Here is a 22,847-nt window from a genome sequence, read left to right as displayed (position 1 = left end):
CATTCTGATTCCCTTTATTCCATTTTCCACTCACGACGGGCACCTGATCTCCATTCTGATTCCCTTTATTTCAAATTTCGCTCTCGACGGGCATCTGAACCCCATTATGATTCCCTTTATTTCACTTTCCCCTCACGACGGGCACCTGATCTCCATTCTGATTCCCTTTATTTCAAATTTCGCTCTCGACGGGCATCTGAACCCCATTCTGATTCCCTTTATTTCAAATTTCGCTCTCGACGGGCACCTGATCTCCATTCTGATTCCCTTTATTTCAAATTCCACTCTCGACGGGCACCTGAACCCCATTCTGATCCCCTTTATTTCAAAATTCACTCTCGATGGGCATCTGAACCTCATTCTGATTCCCTTTATTTCACTTTCCCCTCACGACGGGCACCTGTTCCCCATTCTGATCCCCTTTATTTCAAATTTCGCTCTCGACGGGCATCTGAACCCCATTCTGATTCCCTTTATTTCACTTTCCCCTCACGACGGGCACCTGTTCCCCATTCTGATTCCCTTTATTTCAATTTCCACTTTTGACGGGCATCTGATCTACCTTCTGATGACCTTCAGCCTGGAAGGGAGCCGCTGAAGGTCATCAGACTCCCCGCCAACCGACTTATCACATTAAAGCTGTACTGCATAGCGGGTCAGACCCCCATCCACACTTTAAAGCTGTACTGCATAGCGGGTCAGACCCCTTAAAAATATCTCTCTATCATTTCAAATATATTAATCACACCGGTAAGAAATCGTTTACAATATATGTATCAACGAACGAGGAGGAAGTTAAATGAGAAAAACAATGAATCAATCCATTCAAGCATATAAGGGTGGAGTGCGTTCTTAATGTAAAGGGAACTTCCCCCTTATATGTGTTCAAATAAAAACAACACATAAAGGGGTAACTCATGAATTTTCCAATTAAAAAGTTTTTTTCGTATTATAAGCCTTATTTGGGGCTTTATCTGTCAATCTTGACGTGTGCGTTTATCGTATCGGGCTTGACGCTCGTGTTTCCATTACTTGTGAGGTATGTGACGAAGGATGTGCTGGCGGGGGATTTGACCACTGCATTGACAAAGGTGTATTGGATTGGCGGTCTGATGCTGGTGATCATCGCACTCGAGAATATCGGGAACTTCTTTGTCGATTATAAAGGGCATGAGGTCGGTGCACGGATGGAAAGTGATATGCGCAGCGAGCTGTTCGCGCATATACAAAAGCTTTCGTTCAGTTTTTTTGATAAGGAGAAAACAGGCAAGCTCATGTCCCGTATCACAAACGACTTGCTTCTTTTGTCGGAGCTGTATCACCACGGGCCTGAAGATTACGTCAAGTATTCGGTCCGTTTCATCGGTGCGTTTGTGATCTTGTTTTTCATCAATGCCCCATTGACCATTGCCGTTTTTTGCTTCCTGCCATTCCTCGGTGTCTTTGCCTTATTTTTTAATAAAATATTGAATCGGGCGATGAATCGAAACAAAGAGCGGATTGCAGATGTAAACGCACAGGTGGAGGATAGCCTTGCCGGAATCCGGGTCGTTAAATCATTTGCGAACGAACATGTAGAAGTCGAAAAGTTCAATCGGGCCAATACTCGCTTCTTTGATAGCCGGAAAAGTACGTATAGAGCGGAAGCCTATTTCTATAACGGTATTCAGATGTTTATCCAGTTGATTACGTTCACAGTCGTCATCTTCGGCAGTGCCAGCATCGTCCATCATACCTTGGATTTAGCGGATTTAATCACGTTTCTCTTGTATATAGGATTTATGATTGAACCGATTCAGCGATTGACTCATATGAGCACACAGTTTCAGGAAGGGATCACGGGATTTCAGCGCTTTATGGAAATCATGAATCTTCAGCCTGCGATTGAGAACCCGCCAAATCCCTTCACCTTGCCAAATGTGCGGGGAGAACTTGCATTCAATCATGTATCATTCCGCTACGAAGATCATCTGAAGGATGTACTGCAGGACCTGTCACTTCATGTGAAGCCGGGAGAATATGTGGCGGTCGTCGGGCCATCCGGTGCAGGAAAAACGACGCTTTGCTCGCTCATTCCGCGCTTTTATGATGTAACCGCCGGTGAGGTGCTGCTGGATGGAATCAACGTAAAGGAAATGGATTTGCAAAGCTTGCGAAACAGCATTGGGATTGTTCAGCAGGATGTGTACCTTTTCGATGGAACGGTCATCGAGAATATTCGCTACGGCCATCCTGATGCAAGCGATGAAGAAGTGATTCATGCTGCTAAACGAGCCAATGCCCATGACTTTATCCTAAGTCTGCCGGACGGCTATCACGCTGAAATCGGGCAGCGCGGCGTCAGGCTGTCCGGCGGTCAGAAGCAGCGGATCAGCATCGCCCGTGTATTTTTAAAGAATCCACCGCTGCTTATTCTGGATGAGGCGACGAGTGCACTCGATAACGAAAGTGAGAGCATCATCAAGGAATCACTGGAATCCTTGGCCCAAGGTCGGACAACACTTGTGATCGCCCATCGCCTTTCAACCATCAGAAATGCGCAGCGCATCATCGTCCTGACCGATGGCGGCATTACAGAGCAAGGTACACACGATTCACTGCTAGCAAAGGGCGGAGCCTATTCCAACCTTTATTCCAAGCAGTTTGAAATGCACGTATAAAAAATTGACTGTCTGCAAATTAGCAGGCAGTTTTTTTACAATTATTGAATATATCGTGAACATTTTATGAACATTTTTTGTCAAAATGGTGTTATAATAATAGTAAGAATATTTCGTAAATTACTATTATGGAGTGATTAACATGAAAAAGAATGAAAGGCATAAGCCTGCTGTTCTTTTACAACGATTTGGTCTGCTGACAATTATTGCAGGGATTATTGCCACTTGCTTGAGCATTTACAATTTCAGTGACAAAAATTTAGTGTTAATGGTTTCTCTTGGCTTCATCATTGGCGGTATTCAAACGCTGATCATCGGAGCTGCTTTTCAGGCGATGCAAATGCACCCAAATAAAAACGAATTGGAACCTGATCCATCATAATCTTTATACAACTCTATCTATAGAGCACTTGCGTCTTTTGATGCATGTGCTTTTTTTTGTGCCCTGCAGATGGAGATTTGCTTAGAGTCAAGCGGGTTGATTTGTGAAATTTTACAAATTGTTGTCTTAAATTCGAATTTTCTTTTACAGCAATTTTGTCAATTTCGTTAACATCTTTTTTCACCTATCCCATTTTTATCCTTCCGGGAGTATGATTATATCGCAATCCAAGTTAAATCAAACACTATTTTATTGAGCGAGTGTTTAAGAGGAGATGACTAGATGTGAAAAAACGTGGTTTGCTCAATGGAATAAAGGCTGCAGGGCTTGTTGCGTTCGCTGCTTTCTTTTTATCGGGATGCAGCAGTGACCAGCTCATAGTCCTCGATCCAAAAGGGCCTGTTGGCCGAACGGAACTTCATTTAATTTATCTTTCGGTGCTGCTTTGTGCCATCGTGGTAATACCTGTTTTGGCCATACTTGTTTATATTTTGGTGCGCTACCGCGATAAGCCTGGCAACAAAGCCCTTTATCAACCAAAATGGGATGACAGCAAAGTTTTGGAAGTGATTTGGTGGGGCATCCCGATTGTCATTATCGGGATATTAGGCGTTTATACTGTCAAAGGTGTTCATACTTTAACAAAACCACCTGTTAAAAATGTGAATCCAATCACTATCCAAGTGACATCACTTGACTGGAAATGGTTGTTTGAATACCCAGATCAAGGGGTTGCCACTGTCAACTATGTGGAAATTCCAGCCGGCGTTCCTGTTCAATTTGAATTGACGGCGGATGGTCCGATGAATTCCTTCTGGGTACCGCAGCTTGGCGGACAAGAGTACACGATGCCGGGAATGGCAATGAGGCTATGGCTTCAAGCAGATCAACCGGGAACGTACTTCGGAAGCGGAGCCAACTTCACAGGGGAAGGATTCGCGCATATGAGATTCAACGTGATTGCCAAGCCTCAATCCGAGTTTAATCAATGGGTGAAGCATGTGAAGGACACTGCTCCTGCCATGACGAATGATGATTACGCTAAATTGAAAAAACAAGGATTATCTCATGTGAAATCATATTCATCATATCCAGAAGCACGTTTCAGGAAAGTCATTGATAAAAATGGCGGCCAGTACATGAACATGGATCAAAATAAAAATGATATGTCCAATATGGACATGAAGCATTGATAGAAAGGGAGGAAACCTACAATGCTGGATAACTTAAAAGACTTTGCCTCTCATTTCTTTGTAACGGGGGACCCTTTAATTTACGGAGCGGATGTAGCGATCGGCCTGACCATGGCCGCGATCATCTTTGTCCTGTTCTATTTCAAAAAATGGGGATGGCTTTGGCGTGAATGGCTGACGACTGTCGATCATAAGAAAATTGGAATCATGTATATCATCGCATCCCTGTTGATGCTATTCCGCGGCGGGGTTGACGCGCTCTTGATGAGAGCTCAGCTTGCCTTGCCTAACATACATTTTCTGCAATCAGAACACTATAATGAAATTTTCACAACCCACGGTACCATCATGATCTTATTCATGGCCATGCCGTTGATGTTCGGGTTATTCAATATTGCAGTACCGCTTCAAATCGGTGCCAGGGACGTTGCGTATCCATTTTTGAATGCACTGAGCTTTTGGATGTTTTTCTTTGGAGCTATGTTATTTAATCTGTCGTTTGTCATTGGAGGATCACCGGCGGCTGGATGGCTGGCATATCCGCCTTTATCCGAACTTACGACAAGCCCTGGCGTAGGGGAAAACTTCTACATATGGGGCATTCAGCTTTCCGGGGTTGGAAGTCTGGCATCAGGGATCAACTTTACCGTTACCATCCTGAAAATGCGCACAAAAGGCATGAAACTGATGGATATGCCGTTATTTTCATGGTCCGTCCTGGCAAGCTGCTTGACGATCCTTCTTGCATTTCCGGTTTTAACAGTTACCTTGGCACTTTTATTCATTGACCGATTTGCCGGGGCTCATTTCTTTACGATGCTGCACGGTGGAAATCCGATGATGTACGTCAACTTGATCTGGATGTGGGGCCACCCTGAAGTGTATATCGTTGTTTTGCCGGCATTCGGCATCTATTCGGAAGTAGTCAGCACCTTCTCCAAAAAGAAAATTTTCGGATATAAATCCATGGTGTTCTCTTTGATGATCATCAGTGTATTAGGTTATTTCACATGGGTTCACCATTTCTTCACCATGGGGGCAAGCGCCAATGTCAATGCATTCTTTGCCATTACGACGATGGCCATCGCCATCCCGACAGGCGTCAAGATATTCAACTGGCTGTTCACGATGTTCCGCGGACGAATCCGCATCACACAGCCGATGCTTTGGACTCTTGCATTCATCCCTACCTTCCTCGTTGGTGGGGCAACAGGTGTCATGCTGGCTGTGGCACCTGCAGATTATCAATATCATAACAGCTACTTCTTGATCGCCCACTTCCACCAAACGTTGATCGGTGGAGTCGTATTCGGCTACCTTGCCGGCCTATATTACTGGTGGCCAAAAATGTTTGGCTTCAAATTGAATGTAAAACTTGGACTATGGGCATTCTGGCTTTGGAACATTGGCTTCTATGTCTGCTTCATGCCTCAGTATGCACTCGGATTCATGGGCATGACCCGCCGCGTCTACACCTATGGCTGGGATATGGGCTGGGCGCCATTGAACCTGATTTCATCGATCGGGGCGGTATTTATGGGAATAGGATTCATCTTCCAAGTATGGCAGATCCTCTATAGCATCAAGTATGGTGAACGCGATACGACTGGCGATCCATGGGATGGCCACACACTCGAATGGTCCATTCCATCACCTGCGCCTGAATATAACTTTGCCGTATTGCCGGAAGTAAAGGGAAGAGATGACTTCTGGAGAAGGAAGGAAGAAGGTCTGGATAACAAGATTAAAGAAAAAGATTTAAAACCGATCCATATGCCAAAGAATTCCGGCATTCCATTTATCATGTCTGCATTCTGGTTTGTCGCTGGATTTGGCTTTACATTCGGCTGGACGTGGATGATCGTCATAGGATTGGCTGGAGTTGCAGGCTGTATGCTGGCCCGTTCCTTCTCCAAAAACAATGATTACTATATTCCAGTGGAACAAATCAGAAAAACAGAATCTAAGTATGGGAGGTTGGTATAATGTCACAAGCCATTTCTCATTCAAATGACAACCATGAACATCATGAAGACTTGAGCATCCTTGGATTTTGGATTTTCCTTGTGACGGACGTACTCCTTTTTGGCACCTTATTCGCTACGTTCATGGTGCTGCGTACACACTTTGACGGAGGTCCAACGGGCAAGGAATTATTCGAAGCACCAGGTTATATTACAGAAACTTTCCTTCTGTTGACCAGCAGTTTCACGAGCGGACTGGCAACATTGGCCCTGCATAAAGGAAAAGTAAATCAGCTGATCGGCTGGCTAATTATCACCGCACTCTTGGGAATGGGATTTGTAGGACTTGAGATCAACGAATTCTCCAACATGATTGCAGAAGGAGCAACGATTTCGAGGAGCGCCTTCTTATCAGCCTTCTTCACTTTAGTCGGAACCCACGGGCTGCACGTATCTGTCGGGCTCGTTTGGATGATCAGCATCATGATTCAGTTAAAAACGGATGGCATTACGTCAGTCATGAAAAGAAAAGTTACCATGATCAGTTTATACTGGCATTTTCTCGATGTCGTCTGGATTTTCCTCTTAACGATCGTTTATTTAATGGGGGTGATGTAGGATGTCGCATCAAGAATCACACGGTTCCGTCAAAGCTTATGTCACTGGCTTCATCGCCTCAATCGTCTTGACGATCATACCGTTGGTGCTTACCTTGAAGCACGTGCTGACAGGAACTGCATTAATCGTAGCCATCATCACGATGGCGGTCCTACAATTATTGGTTCAATTATTCTTCTTCATGCACATTAGAGATGGAGAAAAACCACGTTATAATGTATGGGGACTTATACTGGGATTGTTCATTGTTATTGTCATTGTAGCTGGCTCCATGTGGATCATGGCTTTCAATGCACAAGTAGCTTAACCAAAGGAAGAGTCCGGATGAAAACATCCGGACTCTTTTTTGCTCTAATAATTTTAATTTCAATAATTTCAGCCATTCCTCTTCATATGATTACGAATAAGACGGATCTGCCCGCGGTGGTTCAATTCATCTTCAAAGACATGGAACCAGCGGAAATAGTGATTGGCTTGATGCTTCGGTCCGAATGGAGAAACGACATCCAGCCACTCATCGTCTACATGTTTAAACTCTTTTAGTGTACGTTCTCTAGCGGAATGTAATCGTTCCGAATAAAAACCTAGTTCTTTTCCATAGATTTCTTCGTGGGCTTTTTCCCCGAGATCCAATCCTATATCGAGCTTTAGGAGCTCTTCTGCAGTTGGTTCGCGATCTTCAAAAGTCAATATTTGATACACCTCTTCCACGCAGTACATGTGATAGAGAAGGCATCCAATCGAATTTCCCTTGCCGTCAATCCGATAATCCAGCTCTTCGGCAGTCAGCCCTGCCACCGCCTCCAGGGTCGTCATTCGCGTATACTCCATCATCGATATCAACCTACCTATGGAAGGGGAATATCCGGGTTTTCTGTCGCAAATAAAGCGTTGATCCTCTGTTGTATTCATTTTGATCACCTTTCTTTTTCTTGCTTCGCTTCATATTACTAGTTCCATTTTTTTCTGCATATTCCTGCTAAAAATATGAAAGGTGTTTGTTGCGTTGATTAAAGCACAATGAGGGGTTTCCTCTCAAAAAGTTACTGCGGGACATAGACGGAATCGGATCCGCCATTCACATAAAAGTGTCCCCAGCCATTGCTATCGATGGTGACTTTGTCAGTACGGTTGCCAGTAATGTCGTACCACGTTTGATTGGCATGAGAAGTGCCTACATACATCCATTTGTCGCCTCCTGGGCCGTCATCGATCAGTGTCGCCAAGCCGGAGTTTGGATGGGAGGAATCCCCTTCCCTCGTCCAGCCGATCACATTTGCATCATCCAAATAGTCGTGCTGAGTCCCATACGCGTTGTTCTTTCTTGCCTGAAGAAGCTTATCAATCCAGGTCTTTCCTGCTGGCACACCTTTGGAAGGGATGCCATAGTAGTCTCCATAGAAAACACAAGGATACCCTTGTTCCCGAGTCAGAATGGACGCATAGGCAAGCGGTTTGAACCAGCTTTGTACAAAGGATTGAAGCGACTGCCCCGGTTCGGTGTCATGATTGTCAACAAATGTTACAGCCTGTACGGGATGATTCTGCATCATCGTACTGTCGAATAAATATCTCATATCATAATTACCACTGCTGTTGGAAGCATCCTGCAGGCGGTAATGAAGCGGGACATCAAAGAGCGACATATTCCAGCCGACCTTGTTCTCGTAGTTTTCAAGCGCTCCTAAACTATTATTCCAGTACTCTCCAACAGCAAATAAGTTCTTGCCCGTCGAATTGCGGACACTATTGACAAAGTTGCTCATGAAGCTGAACTTGATATGTTTCACGGCATCGATCCGCATTCCGTCAAGGTTCAGCGTATTGACGAACCAATTGCCCCAATTCTTTGTTTCGGCTACGACAGCAGAATTGTCATAATCGACATCTGCCCCCATCAAGTAGTCGTAATTCCCATTTTGGCCGTCGACTTCCCAATCCCAGCCTTTATTCGTGAAACGGTAGACCCTGCCTGACAGCTGTCGGGACTGATCCCAATCGACACCGTCAAAGTCACTGGCATCCCACTTGAAGCTTGAATACGTGTTGCCTCTTCCAGGGAAATTGAAAACGGTCCATGCCTGAATGTCATATGCGCCTGATGTCGTGTTGTTCCGATTGTTCGGATCGACTTCCACCGCATTGTACCATTGGGTGGCATCCGCCCCCATCCGATGATTCAACACGGTATCTCCGTATACTTGTATTTGATTATTATGAAGACTTGAGATGGCAGATTGCAGCTGCGCCTTCGTCCCATACTTAGTCCGAACGGTTCCCTTCTGATTGAATTCGTCCAGGTCATACATATCGTAGACGCCGTAGCCGACATCACTCTGCCCCTGACCTTTATAGGCTGGCGGGATCCATACCCCTGTAATCCCGATATTTTTCAAATGGGAAGCATCATTGTTTAAATTGTTCCAAAGCGATCCATCATTCGGTAAATACCATTCAAAATACTGCATCATCGTTCCATTTATGGATGTACTTGCGGAAGCTTGTTGAATCGGAAATATGAGAACAGCACACATCATAACAAAAAAAGCAGAAATCCATCTTTTTGCCATAGCTAGAATACCTCCATTCAGTTCATTTTCATGACTGTTCATAAGATGCACTCCAATTTCCGGCCAGCCGCTCCACCTTTCGACTCTTCTTGGGATTTACATATGGTACATGTGCTGTCATATAAGATGTAATTAAAAGCGCAATCGTTTGCACAATAAACAAAAACAAAGGATCTGTTTCTCTCCCTTAAGCAGAGTCCCGGTCCTATTTTAAAATCTATTTTCATCTTAGTGCAAACGCTTACATAATAACAGGTTAATTTTTCCTATTTATGGCGTTTATCCTTTTGAGGAATTAAAAAGGTAACTGCTGCAACAAGCAGCACTCCCCCTTGTATTTTTGATGAAATGAGATGAGAATGCTGAAAAAAGAGTTTGTAGAACCCAAAACTGAAACCAATCACGAACAAAATTATGTCTCTTAAAATATCAGAATCTTTTTTAAAAAACACTTTCACTCTTGTCATCTCTTAGCTCCTCACACACTTGATTTTTGTCTGAATAAAATTCTGCCTGCCCCCTTAATGACAAGCTGTCCGAAACAGTATATGGCCCCAATGAAAATGATGGCGGCATCCCTGCCGAACGGAGTGAACCACGCCATGTCATTCGGGATGAATAAATGACCAAGCACCAAGGAAATTATTGCTGTGATGGTATTTAATACAAGCAGCTTGCCGAGGTTCAACCTTCGGGCAACGATGCCAGCAGTGGCAGTCACTAAAAGAAAACCTAACATTAAAAATCGCGCTTCATGACCATTGGCATGGTTCCAATATTCATAATAATGAAAGAAAAAAGGAACTGGCAGCAGCATTAAGAAAATACTATTTTGTTTCATATTCTGTTCTCCTTTATGTTTATCGATTAACACACTTAAAATCTATGGCAGATGCCGTGTCCCAATTCGATGATCGTCATATGTTAATAAAAAATAGAAAAGAGGTGCAGGAAATGGTCAAGACAATCGTAACGGGCCCATCAGCCAGCGGCTACTGCCACGCCCTTTTTAATCACCAGTCTTATGCTTATTTTTATCCGCATCACGGAGCTCTGCCACATATGAAGTATGTGCCCATGACGTCAAATGTATATGGAACCCCTTATTGGAAGTCGCCGATTACCTTTGGTTCGTATTAAAACTGTCTAAGGATTGATACCAGTCCATCAAACGTATTGACTCCTTGGCAGTGATTGATGGGTCAGGCTTGCTCTCGTGCGTCATATTAGGGGCAGAAGGATAAAACTTTTGAAGGTACAAACGCAAGCACAGCCATGCATCTATATTCTCATCCTTTACAAGTTCCATCCATTTGTCTAAATCTTCAGATGTGGCTTGTTCCAATAGTGCATAGAGCAGCCTCTCCTTGATTCCATTTTTTTCTCCCTGGTTTGTGGCAAGATGGAAAAGCGACCAAAATTCTTCTTTTTCATCAGCATGTAATGTGGTTTGACTTAAGGCTAAAATAGCATTTTTACATACCAATGGTGATTCATCATGGACTAGCTCCCAAAGCCTTTCCCGAGATAGTATATGGTGATGGACTTGCCCTGTCATTGCCAACGTTCTTTCAATAGGGTTTTTAGAGGAAATGGTGCAATTCCCAGGATTGATTTTAATAGAGCTGCTTTTGTTCACTGGCAATTTCGCTGACTTCAGCAACTCGGCTGCCCTTTGGACATGGACGGTCATTGCTTGATTTTCGCTCTCTTTTAATGAAAATCCAGAGACTGTTAACAAATATTTAAGGGTCTCATTATCAAGTTCCGGGAAAATTGAAAACATATAGGCACAAACTCCTGCAACCAAGGACGAACTTCCACAGGAGCCAGAAAAATAGACAAGTTCCTCCTCCATCATCGCGACCGGAAGCTGATCGAATGGTGCAGATACATCTGGCCTGAAGTGGCCATCCCCATTAAGACCAAACGGGACGACAGGGTGGTCACGATAATTCTCCGGATCATGAGAACCGTGGTCATCAAAGCCTCCAACCGTAAAAAATTCGATCGGATGCAAGTTAATATGCGCTTTGGAATTCCCATTCGCGGCAACGACCAAGAGATCGGATTCGATTACAGGCAGCAATGCTTGTGACAAAGGATCTGAAAAAGATGGTTGAAAAAGGGTCAGCGGTGAAGGAACAGACAGGTTTAGGACAATTTTGATATTCCATTCATTCTTTTTCTGAACGACCCACTCAAGACCTTTTTTTATTTTTAAAGGGTCTGTTTCATCTAATAGATAAAACGTTGCCGCAGGTGAAATGCCCACATGCACTTTTCCTTGAAATTCGAATGGCCGCTGTGCTAAAAGCTGTAAAACACAATCTCCATGACCAAACTCAGTTAAAGGAGAATGATCATAGCAAAATGTTGAGCACGATACGGACAAATCATCATTCACAGAGATTTTATTCAATCTGCTTCCCAGGTGGCGAAAATGCTGGGGATTATCCAGCTTATCGAGGATCACAATTCCCACCCCCTCCCCGGACGTAACGGGGTCAGGTGGCTCTGGAAATCCCAACCTTGCCCATGATGGTTCTGGAAACGTCAACCCTCTCATTCCTCCTTCAATGAAAAAAGCATCGGTCATGCTGATCAATCGATATTCCAATTATTTCAAAAACAATCTGAAAACTCAATCTTTTATTTCATTGCATAATAAAAAGCACATTCATTTTTGAATGTGCTTTTTATCTTTTAATCAGCAAGTTCAGACTGAATGAAAACGCTTGTCATTCGAGGCGCTAGCCTGATGAGGAGCGGAGTTATCTAGGAGGATAATGAGCATCCGAAGAGGGCGAGCAACGAAGAATGCGAACGTTTGTCAACAGTCTGAAGCACATTCGTTTTTGAATGTGCTCCACATCTACCAAATTTTCATTCTTCTCTCTCATCATCCGCTGTTTCCCAGCTGAATCCTGACTTTCCCAAATAGATGAGAAACAACGCCGAGGAAAGGATCCCTAATAAGTCGAGGACTAAATTCATTGGTATTTCCCTCCAATTGCTCAGACTTCTAATACCAATTATTTCAAATCATTAGAGATTTCTCAACCTCTTCCTTCAAATAGGCAATTCGTCAAACATCATTTAATGGGAATCCATACTTCTTCCTCGACCTCTGGGTCTGAGCGATCATGTTCCTTTGTGAACCGTTCAAAATGAGGACGGTCGTCCAATTGGAATGATGAGGCTGGCAGCCATTCCCCGAAAATATACTGCAGGGTTTGCGGGAATGTGTCTGCCCGACCTTTATGGATAAACACAGCATATTGCCCTGTACTTAGCGTAAATGGTTCGAATTCTTCCTTTTCTTGATCAAAGTCCCTCACTTCGACTGCTGCCCACTTTTGAAACGAATCGTGCGGGCTGAAATTCATAAAGTCGATGCCTTTCGGAAAGATTTTCAAATTATATAATTGATCATCCACTCGATTTTCAATATGGCGTCGGTTTTGCATGAAGGTTCGCCATAGTTCGAATGTCGTATCCTCGCTTAATGTCATCTCCTTATGCATGCCAATCAGCTTTTTTTCTTGGATGATTTTGATTCGTGGTTCCATTCAGCTTGCCTCCTTGAGAATATTTCGTTTATCTATTATTCTTCTTTTTTGAAGAATGATGGATTTTTTGCGAAAAGCTCTACATGTCCACATTCCGTACAGACAAAGGTAGTCACACCGGAAAATTTCCCTTTAAAGAACCCAGTCTTCAATGATTCTATCATTAACTCCCCACCATTAGGGTTGACTTGCACTTCCGTCATCACTTCTTGGCATCTCAAACAATCAGGGTTGCAGATACGTTTCACCGCCTTATCTAAAATTTCTTACATATTCATACGATTGGTATACCGTAATCGTTTCAATTTCTCTTATTTTTCAACCTTCTGGACAGATTGATGCAGCTTCACCCGCTGGAGCCAATCCTCAATATGGGCATTGAATAAATCTGGCTGCTCAATTTGCAAATTATGCCCAGCGAGGTCAAGCGTTGAAAATGTGGCTCTTGGGTATTTTTCCAAAAGTTCATACACATCATGATAGCCTGTAATGTGATCCTGTCTTCCCACAAGGAAAAGACTCGGTTCAGGGAATTCCGCTTGATCGATATCAAAGCTAAACCCATAATTTCGTGATAGTTTCTCCAAGAATTCGCCGTCTGCCAATTTCATTCCTGCGATAATTTCCTCGTTAAATCGCTTCCAGTTATATTCGTCCATCACCACGTGCATAGAACCAAATTCCTCTGCTTCTTCCTTCGTCAAAGTGGCCACAAATTCAGGATCAACATGGAGATGGGCTTGTTTCGGAAGCGTACGATCAATATGATTCGGAATGACCATCGGGCAGATGAAGGCTGCTCCCAAGATACGATCGGGCATTTTGGCAATTACCCCTCTTGTCAAATAGCCGCCATAGGACTCCCCCGCAATCAAAAATGGCTGGTTTGGCAGCATCGCATTTATGAACTGGATGACTGCCTTCAACATTCCATCTGTGTTTCGGATTTGTTCATAATCCTTTGTTCTCCCCATCCCTGGAAGGTCGATGTAAAGCCGCCTATAGCCATCAAACTCCTGGAAAACCGGCTCCATGCATCCCTTCATCAGCCGGTGATCCGGTGTGAATCCATGAATCATCACAATCGGCGTCCCGCTTCCATAATCCTCATAATATATATTGGCGTTATCTACTTTGCAAAATGGCATAGATATCCCTCTCTTCTTTACTTCTTACGAATATATGTTCGACACTAGGATTGAAATTCCTTCTTGTTTGTGAGGAAGCACGTATTCGTGGCGAATATTGTCGTTTTCTCTTGAATAATCGATATATTGTTTTTTTCGTAGATATGTTGCCCGATTTCGTAGATAAAATCAGATTTTCGGAGATATATCCCCATTTTCGCTGATATCTGGTTTTACAGCGCACCATAGTGAAGATTAATGCGGGTTTGTCCCTATCATTTTCAACTTTTGGACATACACTATACTAGATTTCATCAAGAAAGGAGGTGTGCGAATGACCAATAACAAGTATTGTTTACTTGGTCCATTTCCTCCGCCGATAAGGCGCATCAAGGCTTTTAAAATCAGGAAAGCGGCTGCTGAATATTATAAGCGGCTTCCACTGCTGCCACATCCTTGCAACGGTGACAGCTACCGTTATCCCAATAAAATCGCGAATTTTTCCAAAGGCTTCCCCCATAATATTCTGGATGAGGTCGATCTTCCTGCTTATTACGCATATATTCATGCTTTAGAGACCGGCTGTCCGGAAGACTTCGAAAATATCCCACTTGGCGGCGAAAGGAAGCTTGTTAATCCACAAGCCGCATATGCATACGAACTCGCTGGCCCTGACAGCCATCAATTGACCACGACACCCCCGCCTACCTTCAGAAGCGCCCAAACAGCAAGTGAAATGGTTGAGCTGTATTGGCAGGCGCTGACACGCGATGTACCATTCAATGACTACAGTACTAATCCCCTGACGATTGCCGCGGCAAAAGAGCTTTCAACCCTTTATGGTTACCAAGGACCAACTATCGATGGAGTAGTCACACCAGAAATTTTATTTCGTGAAAATCTCCCTGGGGCCTTGATCGGTCCATATATCTCGCAATTCCTTTGGAAGGACATCCCTTACGGAGCAACGACGATCATTCAGCGATATCATACGACGATTCCAAATAAAGATTATTTGACCGATTATCCTGAGTGGCTGGCGGTTCAAAATGGGGCGCTTCCTGATGAATCCAATATGTTGGATCCCATTCCCCGCTACATCAGGGATGAACGGGGGTTGGCATGGTACGTTCATCAGGATTCCACCGTGCAGGATGCAGTGACGACTTGTTCCATTTTACTTAGCTTTGGCGATGAGGCGCTGGATCCTGCCAATCCTTATCTTCATTCCAAAACACAAGTGGGATTCGCTACGTTCGGGGCTCCGCACATATTGGATTTCGCAGCCAGAGCAGGACGCCCAGCCTTGGAAGCTGCCTGGTTTCAAAAGTGGCTTGTCCATCGAAGGCTTCGTCCGGAAGAGTTTGGCGGCCGCATTCAAAACAAGCTGAAAGGCTTTGCAAACTACCCGATCAATCCGGAAGTGTTGGATTCAGAAGCGCTGGCGCTGTCTTTTGAAAAATTCGGATCATACCTGCTGCCTCAAGCATATGCTGAAGGCTGTCCTGCCCACCCATCGTATCCAGCTGGTCATGCTGCATTCATCGGTGCCATCGTCACCATGTTGAAAGCCTACTTCAAAGAATCTTATATAATTCCAAATCCTGTGATTGCAAGCAGTGATGGATTGACATTGGAGCCATACGAAGGGCCGCCTTTGACCATTGAAGGAGAACTGAACAAGCTTGCATATAACATCGCGCTTGGACGGGATGCTGCAGGCGTTCATTACCGAAGCAGCGGCATCAATGGCCTGCAGCTCGGCGAAGCCGTAGCCATCGGCATCCTCCGCGATTATGGAAAAACTTATAATGAAAATTTTTATGGCTTTACCCTCACAAAATTCAATGGGGAAACGATTACTATTATATAGAGGGGAAATTTTTTTAAGGGGTTTTCCATAAAAGGGGTCTGACCCTCAGTGCGTTAAAGTGTCACCGCGCTGAGAGTCAGACCCCAAAATGTTGTTTTATTATGAAAAACTGACCGTTCCACCCTCACTAATCTCAACAGTTGAATAGCTTTCAAAAGAAGCACTGTTTGTGATTGGATGTTTTTCCTCACTTGCAAAGCTCTCCATATATTGCTCGTACACTTCTGGATCCTTCACGAGATGATAATAATAAACTCGTCTTCCGTCAATGGCGGCCATTCCCTCCAACACAAAACGATTTTCATACCGTTCTTTAAACCATTCTCTTGCCTCCAAATGACTCTCAAAATCGGGCATTTCATTTTGCAGCTCCGTCAAATCAACATTCATGCAGATTCGCCCCTTTCATCTTGTTGAGTAGTATGTCCACAGGGCAAATCCTCGATTCGTTCAAGACAAACTCCGCCCTATATCGATATAATGGGAATAAACACCAGATTGGATGCAGGGGGATATCATGAGGAGAATTTCAATAGGATTGGTTTTGATCTGTTCCATCTTTTGGCTTGCCGGCTGTTCAAGAGGCTATGCGACCATGGTGCTGAACAAACAGGATTCGGCACTGACCTATGATGAGTCAAGAAAGGGCATCTCAAAAGAGGACTATGATGTAATCCAGAAAATTGCTGCACAATGGGATAAGAAATAAAAAGGAGCCTCAAAGCAAACCATTCTACCAATTTTACTTTAACCCAAAGGACGGGGAGTCCCCTAAAATCGCAGGATACAGTGTTTGGATTCTATACGGCAACAATGCGGTGGAACTCTGTCAAGGCAGGAATGCTTGCAAAAAATTAAATCAAGATGATTCAATGCGATTATTGGACATACTGGAATAACGCAAAGATAAAGAAGCAAAAACCATAATGGTTTTTGCTTCTTTTTGAAAGGGCTGATCCATTTAGGATTCAGCCCTTTTTAATATCGAGGTCTCCCAACGAGTCTTCAATCAAATCATTCAACCCATCCACCTGCTGATACTCTAAGTCATTCTTGATATCCATGTTTTGCACTTCGTCAACTGGCCCTAACATCCTCTTTATGGATTCCTTTTCAGTTTCATTTAATGGCTGATCTTCTGATAATCGATCCTTCAGCTGGCTCAAGTATTTGTCCAAATTTTTATACAAGCCGATTAGACGCTGAGTATCAGTTTTTGTCAGACTTGAGCTTTCCTGATAGTGGGCGGGATACTCAAGGGGATTGCGCAATTTATACATATCGATCATTCCCAGAGTATGTTCCCGTTGGTCTTTCAAGCTGTCTTCGAGGATTAAGTGAAAGTACCATAATGTATTAATGTGCTCGTTAACGATAAGATGTGTTGAATTTGCTTTCATTATCTTCTGTTTCATTGTTGGAGAAGAGCATCCACTCTGCGTTAACAAAATGAGCCCTAGACAAATGAATAGTCGTTTCAATGTATCCCCCCTCTATCATATGTATTCAACAATAGTATGGATATTCCTTCCATAAATAGACTTAGCATATCGCAATGTACCGCCTCAACTACGTAATTCTTTCTTAAGATTCGAGTGTTTTTTCATACGCAGCATACGCCCTTCTTCTCACGCCTTCTACTTCGTCTTTCCATAAATCTAATTAGTAAAGTCTGGATGGCCTCTTTGTCCCCGACTATTTCACCTAAAGCATAGGCGATTTGCCATGAAAATATATTCTTTGCCAATCAAGATACTCTGTTTCCCATTCTCCATTCGATTGATCCGCTGTTTCTGCCCAACTTTTAAATACTTCTATTTCATCTAACAAACCTTTCATTAACAAGATAATCCTCCTTTAAATTTGGATGAAATTATGTACAAAGGCCCTCTCCCCAATTATAAGCAATAATATATAAATATTTAGTTCTTTTGCAGATTCCTCACTTTCGCGTGGCAGGCTTGATTTTAACCCTTATGCTCGAATTAACTTTTTTATGCCGACCCTTTTTTAAGTAAAAATTTCCAATAAAAAAATGAATTACCTTTATTGGTAAAGTGATAGAATAATAACGGCGCAATTGTGCTGATTAATTAAGAAGAAAAATCAGGGGGAGTAGCAAAAGTGTGGAAGAAAATATCCGGACTCATTGGAGCTTTGCTAATTTTGGCTTTCATTTCGATGGGGTGTGCACCTGAGGCAAGTCAGGAAAATGATGCACCCATAAAGAAAGAGGCAACCAGCGAGACTACTAAGAAAGACGACACAGCGTCACAAACGGCAACAAACGGTTCAAGCAATAAAAAAGCCGATACGAGCGGTTCCGTTTCGAGCCAGAAGACCGCTTCAAACCAAGTGCCTGTCACACTTGTCCAAACGGTTGACGGCGATACGATCAAAGTCAATTACAAAGGCAAAGTCGAAACGGTGCGGTATTTGCTGGTGGATACACCTGAGGAGAAAAAGCCGGGAACCTGCGTTCAATTGTATGCCATGGATGCCTACAACCGGAATAAACAATTGGTGAACAGCGGGAAGCTGACCCTCGAATTTGAGGCAAGCAGCGACCGGGACAAATATGGCCGCCTTTTGGCTTATGTCTTTGTCGATGGGAAATCGGTCCAGGACACATTGGTAAAAGAGGGCTATGCACGGGTGGCATACATCTACGATCCACCGTATAAGTATTTAGCTCAATATCAAAGTGATGAAGCCAAAGCAAAAGCCCAGAAATTACACATCTGGTCAAAATCGGGATTTGCAACGGACCGCGGATTCAATGGATGCGCAGCTTCGACAACGAAAGCCAAAGCGAGCACACCATCCAAGACGACGGCTCCGAAAACCAGCACGACGACGAGTCATCCAGCCACTACACAGCCAAGTGCACCAGCCAGCAGCGGCGGAACAGAAATCTTTGCAAACTGTACGGAATTAAGAAAGAAATATCCGCACGGTGTTCCAGAAGGCCATCCAGTCTATCAGGCAAAGATGGACCGCGATAAAGACGGTTATGCATGCGAACGGTAAGAATTTGATGCAGTTAAAAATACAGAAAGGGTTATGGTTGTCGAAACCATAACCCTTTTTATTTTTGAGGATACACTCGCTATTGCGCAAACCTCTTTGGCGTAAAGCTATTTCTTCTTACTCTTATAAGGCTTCGCGCTCTTTTTCTTATTCGCGCTTGCCTGCCAACGGTTCCAGCCTTTTTTGCCCGTTCCCTGTCCAGTACCGCTCTTTCCTTTTGCTTTGGTCATGTTCTCACTCCGTTTTCTACATGTTGTTCATCAATTCTAACACCTTGCATCCTTTTCAACCAATGGAAATTGTCTCTGCCAGGCAAATCTCTCAAGCTGAGTTCTTTCATTATTCATGTTATCCTTATTAAAATAGAGCAAGACTTTGAATCCATAAACAGGGGTGAAGAACATGAAAATCGGCATCATTGGCCTAGGAGCGATTGCCAAGAAGGCTTATTTGCCCGTCCTTTCTGAAAGAGAGGATATTGAATTGGTGCTATGTACGAGAAACGAAAAAACATTGAGTACTTTGTCCAAGAAATACAGGATTAAGAAAAAGGTGCAGTCGGTCGAAGAGCTCATCTCGCAGCAAATCGATGCTGCCATTGTCAGCACGGCAACAGAGGCGCACTTTGAAATCGCTAAGAAACTCCTCAAAAACGGCATTCATACATACATTGATAAACCGGTCTCCATGCAGTATGAAGAATCGAAGGAAATAGCACGGCTTGCAAAAGATTCCGATAAGATTGCGATGGTCGGTTTTAACAGGCGTTTCATCCCAAGGGTGAGAGAACTTTATGAACACGGGAAGCCAAGCTTGATCCTCATGCAAAAAAATCGCTTTTCTGCACCGGATTATGTGAGAAGATTCGTCGTGGAGGATTTCATCCATGTAGTCGATACGCTTCGCTTTCTTATGGATGCTGAAGTACAGGACGTAAAAGTCCAGTTCAAGAAAAACGGGGAAATGCTGGACCATCTAATCATCCAGCTCATCGGGGAAGATTGTACAGCGATGGGGGTTATGAATCGAAACGGCGGAGTGACGGAAGAAATTATAGAGTATTCCACCGGCAACCATAAGTATGTCGTCGACAGCCTTGTCGAAACAACGCACTACCATAACAAAGAAACGAGCATCACTAAGTTCGGCGACTGGGAGCCTACCCTCTTCAAACGCGGGTTTTATCAAATCATCGACCACTTCATTGCTTGTGTACAGCATAACCGGACTCCTGATCCATCGATGGAAGATTCACTGATTACCCATGAAATTTGCGAACGGATCGTGAAAGTAATTGATTCCGAAGCGTAAGAAGAAAAGGACATACATAAAAAAGCAAGGGACGTTCCGGCCGCTTGCTTTTTTATGTGATTATCCCGTCTTCTTTTAAAATTTCAACAAATATTTCCACTACCCTTTCATCATAGTGAGTGCCGGATAATTTCTTTAATTCTTCCACTGCGTATTCAGCATCGAAAGCTTTTCGGTAGGACCGTTCTTCCGTCATGGCATCGAACGTGTCACTTACGGCAATGATCCGTGCTTCCAGAAGGATTTCATCACCTTTGAGACCCAGGGGATAGCCGCTCCCATTCAGTCTTTCATGATGCTGCTCGATGATTTTGGCAATATTCTTGTAGTAAAAATCCCGGACCATGTCTGCGCCATCCATTGGATGAAGTTTGACGATATCGAATTCTTCTTTTGTCAGCCTGCCCGGTTTATTAAGAATTTCACTGGGGGTATTGATTTTGCCGATATCATGAAGTATGGAAGAAAAAAACAATGTTTCGAGCCTGTCCTTTTGAAACTTGAGTTTTTTGGCAATTTGAACCGAATACCTGGCAACTCTTTCACTGTGCTTATATGTATAACGGTCCTTTTTCTCTACTTCTTCAACAATGTGCTTAAAATTCTGCATACTTTCACTTAGATGATGAAATGCGGGCTCAGTCGTGAACCATAGGTATACTACATCTGTAAGAGTTGTAAAATGAACTGGCTCTTCCAAGTTCATTGCTTGATAATAATCATTCGGTCCAAGGGTGATTTTTTCTCCCTCCCACTCACAAACCATTTCCCCTTGTAAGATATAGAAGAATTCCATAACTGTTGGATTATCGCCCGGATAAACATAAAACATTGTATCTTTTACGATATTCTGAATGATGACTTCTGAGCCATCCCCTCTTCCAAGCAGTCGAATATTATTAGTATCATAGGATACTTCTTCAATGTAATCCCCACTTTTACCGATCGTGAATCCCATCTAAATCACTCCTGATTGCAATTGCATAAAAAGTGAGCCTATTATAGACTCACTTTCTTTAATTCTATATTAATTTTATTTTCCCTCTTTTTAAGGACCCACTACCCGCACAGGATCAATCCACACCAACTTGCCGGCAAATTCCACTTGCACCCAGTACTGCTCGGCAACGACTCCTTTTTCTGCCGCTTTGGCGATTGTTTCATTGGAGATTTTTAGCGTTTCGTCATACACATCCTGGATGATTTTTTCTAGTTCTTCTGTGAATTTTTTTGTTCTTTCTTCATATTTTCCTGTCTTTTTATCCAACTGATTCTGAAGCTTATTTAGCTTGTCATTCAATTCCTTATCATCTTTTTTACCCGGTGATTGGAGCTGAGCAGTGGCTTCCTCAATATCACCTTGAATATCTGCCATTTTCACATGGATTTTTTCACGTTCTTCATTCATTCTTTTATCTAGATCCTGGAGCTTCTTATTTAATTCATCGGCTTTCTTTTCATCATGTTTAGCTTTTTCCAAGTCGGCCAGGACTTTTTCTTTTTCGTTTTGAAGCTTGACGACTTGATCCCCTTCTTCGATTTTTTGAATGTCAAGAAGGTAATCCTCCTGAAGTTTGTCTGCCTTCGCAACAGCCTTTTCAATTTTTTCTTCGATGTCCTGATTCGACTTATCGATCATTGCCAATACTTGCTGTAGATCATCTTGTTGAGGAACGTTTTCAGATGCATACACCTGCGACCCCAATCCTAGAAATAGGGCTGCCGAAAAAACAACCGCTACTATTTTCTTCAAATTTTTGCTCCTCCCTCATTGACCCATAGTACAATAAAAAAGCCCCTTACAATAAAGGAAAATGTCTACACTATGATTGAGATAAAAAAATCGCCTTCCATCACACATGTCATTATTCCCATTAAAGATAGAATCCTTCTTATTATCTACAACTATTGTACAGGGACATGGTGCCTATTTCCATATTTTTTTGTTACATTTTGTATTTTATTAGTATTTATCCGGGAAAATTGCCGAGCGGATGAACGGATTAATACTATTCTTGTAAAAATGTTAAAGAGGCTGACAGTTTTCCTATCAGCCTCTTTAACATTTTCATTCCTTTACTAGCCCACCCCGCAAGGTACTCACATCGAATTCCAAATACCCCTTCAAGCAGGTCAGCATGAATACCCAGCCTTCTTTATTATCCACCAGTTGGAGGATGAGATTGTCATCATTCTCACGGAAGCCCTCTTCTTGAACTTCAACGATCGTATTGGATTGGCCGGCTTCGTTCAACGTAATCGTGACAAGGTTCCCTTCCCCGTTAGCACCCCACTCGAAGACGATTTTCTTATTTTCCTCGATCTCGATGATTTTTATATCGCCTTGTGCATTATATTCCTCATACCGCAATGTAACCGTCTTTCCTTGTTCCCATCGTTCGGAACTTGATGTAAACCAGAAGTTCCCGATTTTCTCCGGATCGACAAATGCTTCGAATACTTCGTACGCCGGCTTGGCGATTTTCATCTTTGTCAGATTGTTCATTGAAATTCCTTCTTTCCATTTAGTCATTTTATATTATTTTT

General features: G+C 43.2%; 26 protein-coding genes. 12 read left to right on the top strand and 14 right to left on the bottom strand.

From position 1 onward, the window contains the following. The 7 genes from D9X91_RS22640 to cyoD form a co-directional block, all read left to right on the top strand. Nucleotides 1–598 (top strand): hypothetical protein (locus D9X91_RS22640; protein ID WP_158598378.1); only part of this gene is annotated, 598 nt, incomplete at its 5' end. 319 nt (nucleotides 599–917) lie between these two features. Next, complete coding sequence (locus D9X91_RS19890) at nucleotides 918–2,660, top strand: ABC transporter ATP-binding protein (RefSeq protein WP_121682401.1); 1,743 nt, start codon at nucleotides 918–920, stop codon at nucleotides 2,658–2,660. Between the two features lie 142 nt (nucleotides 2,661–2,802). Further along, nucleotides 2,803–3,042, top strand: coding sequence for a hypothetical protein (locus D9X91_RS19885; protein ID WP_121682400.1), 240 nt, complete (start codon nucleotides 2,803–2,805; stop codon nucleotides 3,040–3,042). A gap of 284 nt (nucleotides 3,043–3,326) precedes the next feature. Further along, on the top strand, nucleotides 3,327–4,235 hold the full coding sequence (locus tag D9X91_RS19880; RefSeq protein WP_233569869.1) for a cytochrome c oxidase subunit II: 909 nt from the start codon (nucleotides 3,327–3,329) through the stop codon (nucleotides 4,233–4,235). A 21-nt stretch (nucleotides 4,236–4,256) separates the two neighbouring features. Continuing rightward, complete coding sequence (locus D9X91_RS19875) at nucleotides 4,257–6,221, top strand: cbb3-type cytochrome c oxidase subunit I (RefSeq protein ID WP_121682399.1); 1,965 nt, start codon at nucleotides 4,257–4,259, stop codon at nucleotides 6,219–6,221. Then, entirely contained in the window at nucleotides 6,221–6,817 is a 597-nt protein-coding gene (gene cyoC / locus D9X91_RS19870) for a cytochrome o ubiquinol oxidase subunit III (protein WP_121682398.1), read from the top strand. Before D9X91_RS19875 ends, cyoC begins: the two co-directional genes overlap by 1 nt. A 1-nt stretch (nucleotide 6,818) precedes the next feature. Further along, nucleotides 6,819–7,124, top strand: coding sequence for a cytochrome o ubiquinol oxidase subunit IV (gene cyoD / locus D9X91_RS19865; protein ID WP_121682397.1), 306 nt, complete (start codon nucleotides 6,819–6,821; stop codon nucleotides 7,122–7,124). A 68-nt stretch (nucleotides 7,125–7,192) separates the two neighbouring features. Here the strand turns inward: cyoD and D9X91_RS19860 are convergent, their stop codons facing one another. From D9X91_RS19860 to D9X91_RS19845, 3 genes are all read right to left on the bottom strand, one after another. Further along, the gene (locus D9X91_RS19860; RefSeq protein WP_121682396.1) at nucleotides 7,193–7,729 is read right to left on the bottom strand and encodes a DinB family protein; all 537 of its coding nucleotides are present in this window, start codon (nucleotides 7,727–7,729) and stop codon (nucleotides 7,193–7,195) included. Nucleotides 7,730–7,860: 131 nt separating this feature from the next. Beyond that, complete coding sequence (locus tag D9X91_RS19855; RefSeq protein ID WP_121682407.1) at nucleotides 7,861–9,387, bottom strand: alpha-amylase; 1,527 nt, start codon at nucleotides 9,385–9,387, stop codon at nucleotides 7,861–7,863. Between the two features lie 478 nt (nucleotides 9,388–9,865). Further along, nucleotides 9,866–10,228: a hypothetical protein gene (locus D9X91_RS19845; RefSeq protein ID WP_121682394.1), complete on the bottom strand. Its 363-nt coding sequence runs from the start codon at nucleotides 10,226–10,228 to the stop codon at nucleotides 9,866–9,868. 113 nt (nucleotides 10,229–10,341) lie between these two features. Between D9X91_RS19845 and D9X91_RS22390 the strand changes: the two genes are divergently transcribed. Continuing rightward, on the top strand, nucleotides 10,342–10,527 hold the full coding sequence (locus tag D9X91_RS22390) for a hypothetical protein (protein ID WP_148709098.1): 186 nt from the start codon (nucleotides 10,342–10,344) through the stop codon (nucleotides 10,525–10,527). On the opposite strand, the gene D9X91_RS19840 is transcribed toward D9X91_RS22390, so the two are convergent. The 4 genes from D9X91_RS19840 to D9X91_RS19830 form a co-directional block, all read right to left on the bottom strand. Beyond that, nucleotides 10,508–11,947: a S8/S53 family peptidase gene (locus D9X91_RS19840; RefSeq protein WP_148709097.1), complete on the bottom strand. Its 1,440-nt coding sequence runs from the start codon at nucleotides 11,945–11,947 to the stop codon at nucleotides 10,508–10,510. The two genes, D9X91_RS22390 and D9X91_RS19840, sit on opposite strands and share 20 nt — an antisense overlap. 535 nt (nucleotides 11,948–12,482) lie before the next feature. Beyond that, nucleotides 12,483–12,959 carry a GyrI-like domain-containing protein gene (locus D9X91_RS19835; protein ID WP_121682392.1) on the bottom strand — a complete coding sequence of 159 codons (477 nt, stop codon included), beginning with the start codon at nucleotides 12,957–12,959 and terminating at the stop codon, nucleotides 12,483–12,485. Nucleotides 12,960–12,994: 35 nt separating this feature from the next. Next, entirely contained in the window at nucleotides 12,995–13,123 is a 129-nt protein-coding gene (locus tag D9X91_RS23075) for a hypothetical protein (protein WP_267900824.1), read from the bottom strand. 147 nt (nucleotides 13,124–13,270) lie between these two features. Next, nucleotides 13,271–14,107: an alpha/beta fold hydrolase gene (locus D9X91_RS19830; RefSeq protein WP_121682391.1), complete on the bottom strand. Its 837-nt coding sequence runs from the start codon at nucleotides 14,105–14,107 to the stop codon at nucleotides 13,271–13,273. 313 nt (nucleotides 14,108–14,420) lie between these two features. Between D9X91_RS19830 and D9X91_RS19825 the strand changes: the two genes are divergently transcribed. Continuing rightward, nucleotides 14,421–15,959, top strand: coding sequence for a vanadium-dependent haloperoxidase (locus D9X91_RS19825; RefSeq protein WP_121682390.1), 1,539 nt, complete (start codon nucleotides 14,421–14,423; stop codon nucleotides 15,957–15,959). A gap of 99 nt (nucleotides 15,960–16,058) precedes the next feature. Here the strand turns inward: D9X91_RS19825 and D9X91_RS19820 are convergent, their stop codons facing one another. Further along, complete coding sequence (locus D9X91_RS19820) at nucleotides 16,059–16,349, bottom strand: hypothetical protein (protein ID WP_121682389.1); 291 nt, start codon at nucleotides 16,347–16,349, stop codon at nucleotides 16,059–16,061. Between the two features lie 127 nt (nucleotides 16,350–16,476). On the opposite strand from D9X91_RS19820, the gene D9X91_RS19815 reads away from it, so the two are divergent. After that, entirely contained in the window at nucleotides 16,477–16,668 is a 192-nt protein-coding gene (locus tag D9X91_RS19815; RefSeq protein ID WP_121682388.1) for a hypothetical protein, read from the top strand. A 259-nt stretch (nucleotides 16,669–16,927) separates the two neighbouring features. Here the strand turns inward: D9X91_RS19815 and D9X91_RS19810 are convergent, their stop codons facing one another. Together D9X91_RS19810 and D9X91_RS22635 are read right to left on the bottom strand one after the other, a co-directional pair. Next, nucleotides 16,928–17,374, bottom strand: coding sequence for a hypothetical protein (locus tag D9X91_RS19810; protein WP_148709096.1), 447 nt, complete (start codon nucleotides 17,372–17,374; stop codon nucleotides 16,928–16,930). A gap of 289 nt (nucleotides 17,375–17,663) precedes the next feature. After that, a complete protein-coding gene (locus D9X91_RS22635) occupies nucleotides 17,664–17,804 on the bottom strand; it encodes a hypothetical protein (RefSeq protein WP_158598377.1) in 141 nt (46 codons plus the stop codon). A 336-nt stretch (nucleotides 17,805–18,140) separates the two neighbouring features. On the opposite strand from D9X91_RS22635, the gene D9X91_RS19805 reads away from it, so the two are divergent. After that, nucleotides 18,141–18,989, top strand: a complete 849-nt coding sequence (locus tag D9X91_RS19805) for a thermonuclease family protein (protein WP_121682406.1) — start codon at nucleotides 18,141–18,143, stop codon at nucleotides 18,987–18,989. Between the two features lie 107 nt (nucleotides 18,990–19,096). Here D9X91_RS19805 and D9X91_RS19800 read toward each other — a convergent pair whose 3' ends face one another. Then, nucleotides 19,097–19,219, bottom strand: a complete 123-nt coding sequence (locus tag D9X91_RS19800) for a DUF3934 domain-containing protein (protein WP_121682386.1) — start codon at nucleotides 19,217–19,219, stop codon at nucleotides 19,097–19,099. A gap of 172 nt (nucleotides 19,220–19,391) precedes the next feature. Between D9X91_RS19800 and D9X91_RS19795 the strand changes: the two genes are divergently transcribed. Then, on the top strand, nucleotides 19,392–20,300 hold the full coding sequence (locus D9X91_RS19795; RefSeq protein WP_121682385.1) for a Gfo/Idh/MocA family protein: 909 nt from the start codon (nucleotides 19,392–19,394) through the stop codon (nucleotides 20,298–20,300). Nucleotides 20,301–20,352: 52 nt separating this feature from the next. Here D9X91_RS19795 and D9X91_RS19790 read toward each other — a convergent pair whose 3' ends face one another. The 3 genes from D9X91_RS19790 to D9X91_RS19780 all read right to left on the bottom strand — a co-directional run bounded on the left by D9X91_RS19790 (nucleotide 20,353) and on the right by D9X91_RS19780 (nucleotide 22,806). Next, complete coding sequence (locus D9X91_RS19790; RefSeq protein ID WP_121682384.1) at nucleotides 20,353–21,258, bottom strand: HD-GYP domain-containing protein; 906 nt, start codon at nucleotides 21,256–21,258, stop codon at nucleotides 20,353–20,355. A gap of 90 nt (nucleotides 21,259–21,348) precedes the next feature. Further along, on the bottom strand, nucleotides 21,349–22,053 hold the full coding sequence (locus D9X91_RS19785) for a hypothetical protein (protein ID WP_121682383.1): 705 nt from the start codon (nucleotides 22,051–22,053) through the stop codon (nucleotides 21,349–21,351). A gap of 315 nt (nucleotides 22,054–22,368) precedes the next feature. Continuing rightward, nucleotides 22,369–22,806: an SRPBCC family protein gene (locus D9X91_RS19780; RefSeq protein ID WP_121682405.1), complete on the bottom strand. Its 438-nt coding sequence runs from the start codon at nucleotides 22,804–22,806 to the stop codon at nucleotides 22,369–22,371. Nucleotides 22,807–22,847: the final 41 nt, after the last annotated feature.

It is taken from the genome of Falsibacillus albus (assembly GCF_003668575.1).
Taxonomy (GTDB): Bacteria; Bacillota; Bacilli; order Bacillales; family DSM-25281; genus Falsibacillus; species Falsibacillus albus.
The sequence above is the reverse complement of the archived record's forward strand: the minus strand, read 5'-3'. Positions and strand labels throughout refer to the sequence as shown.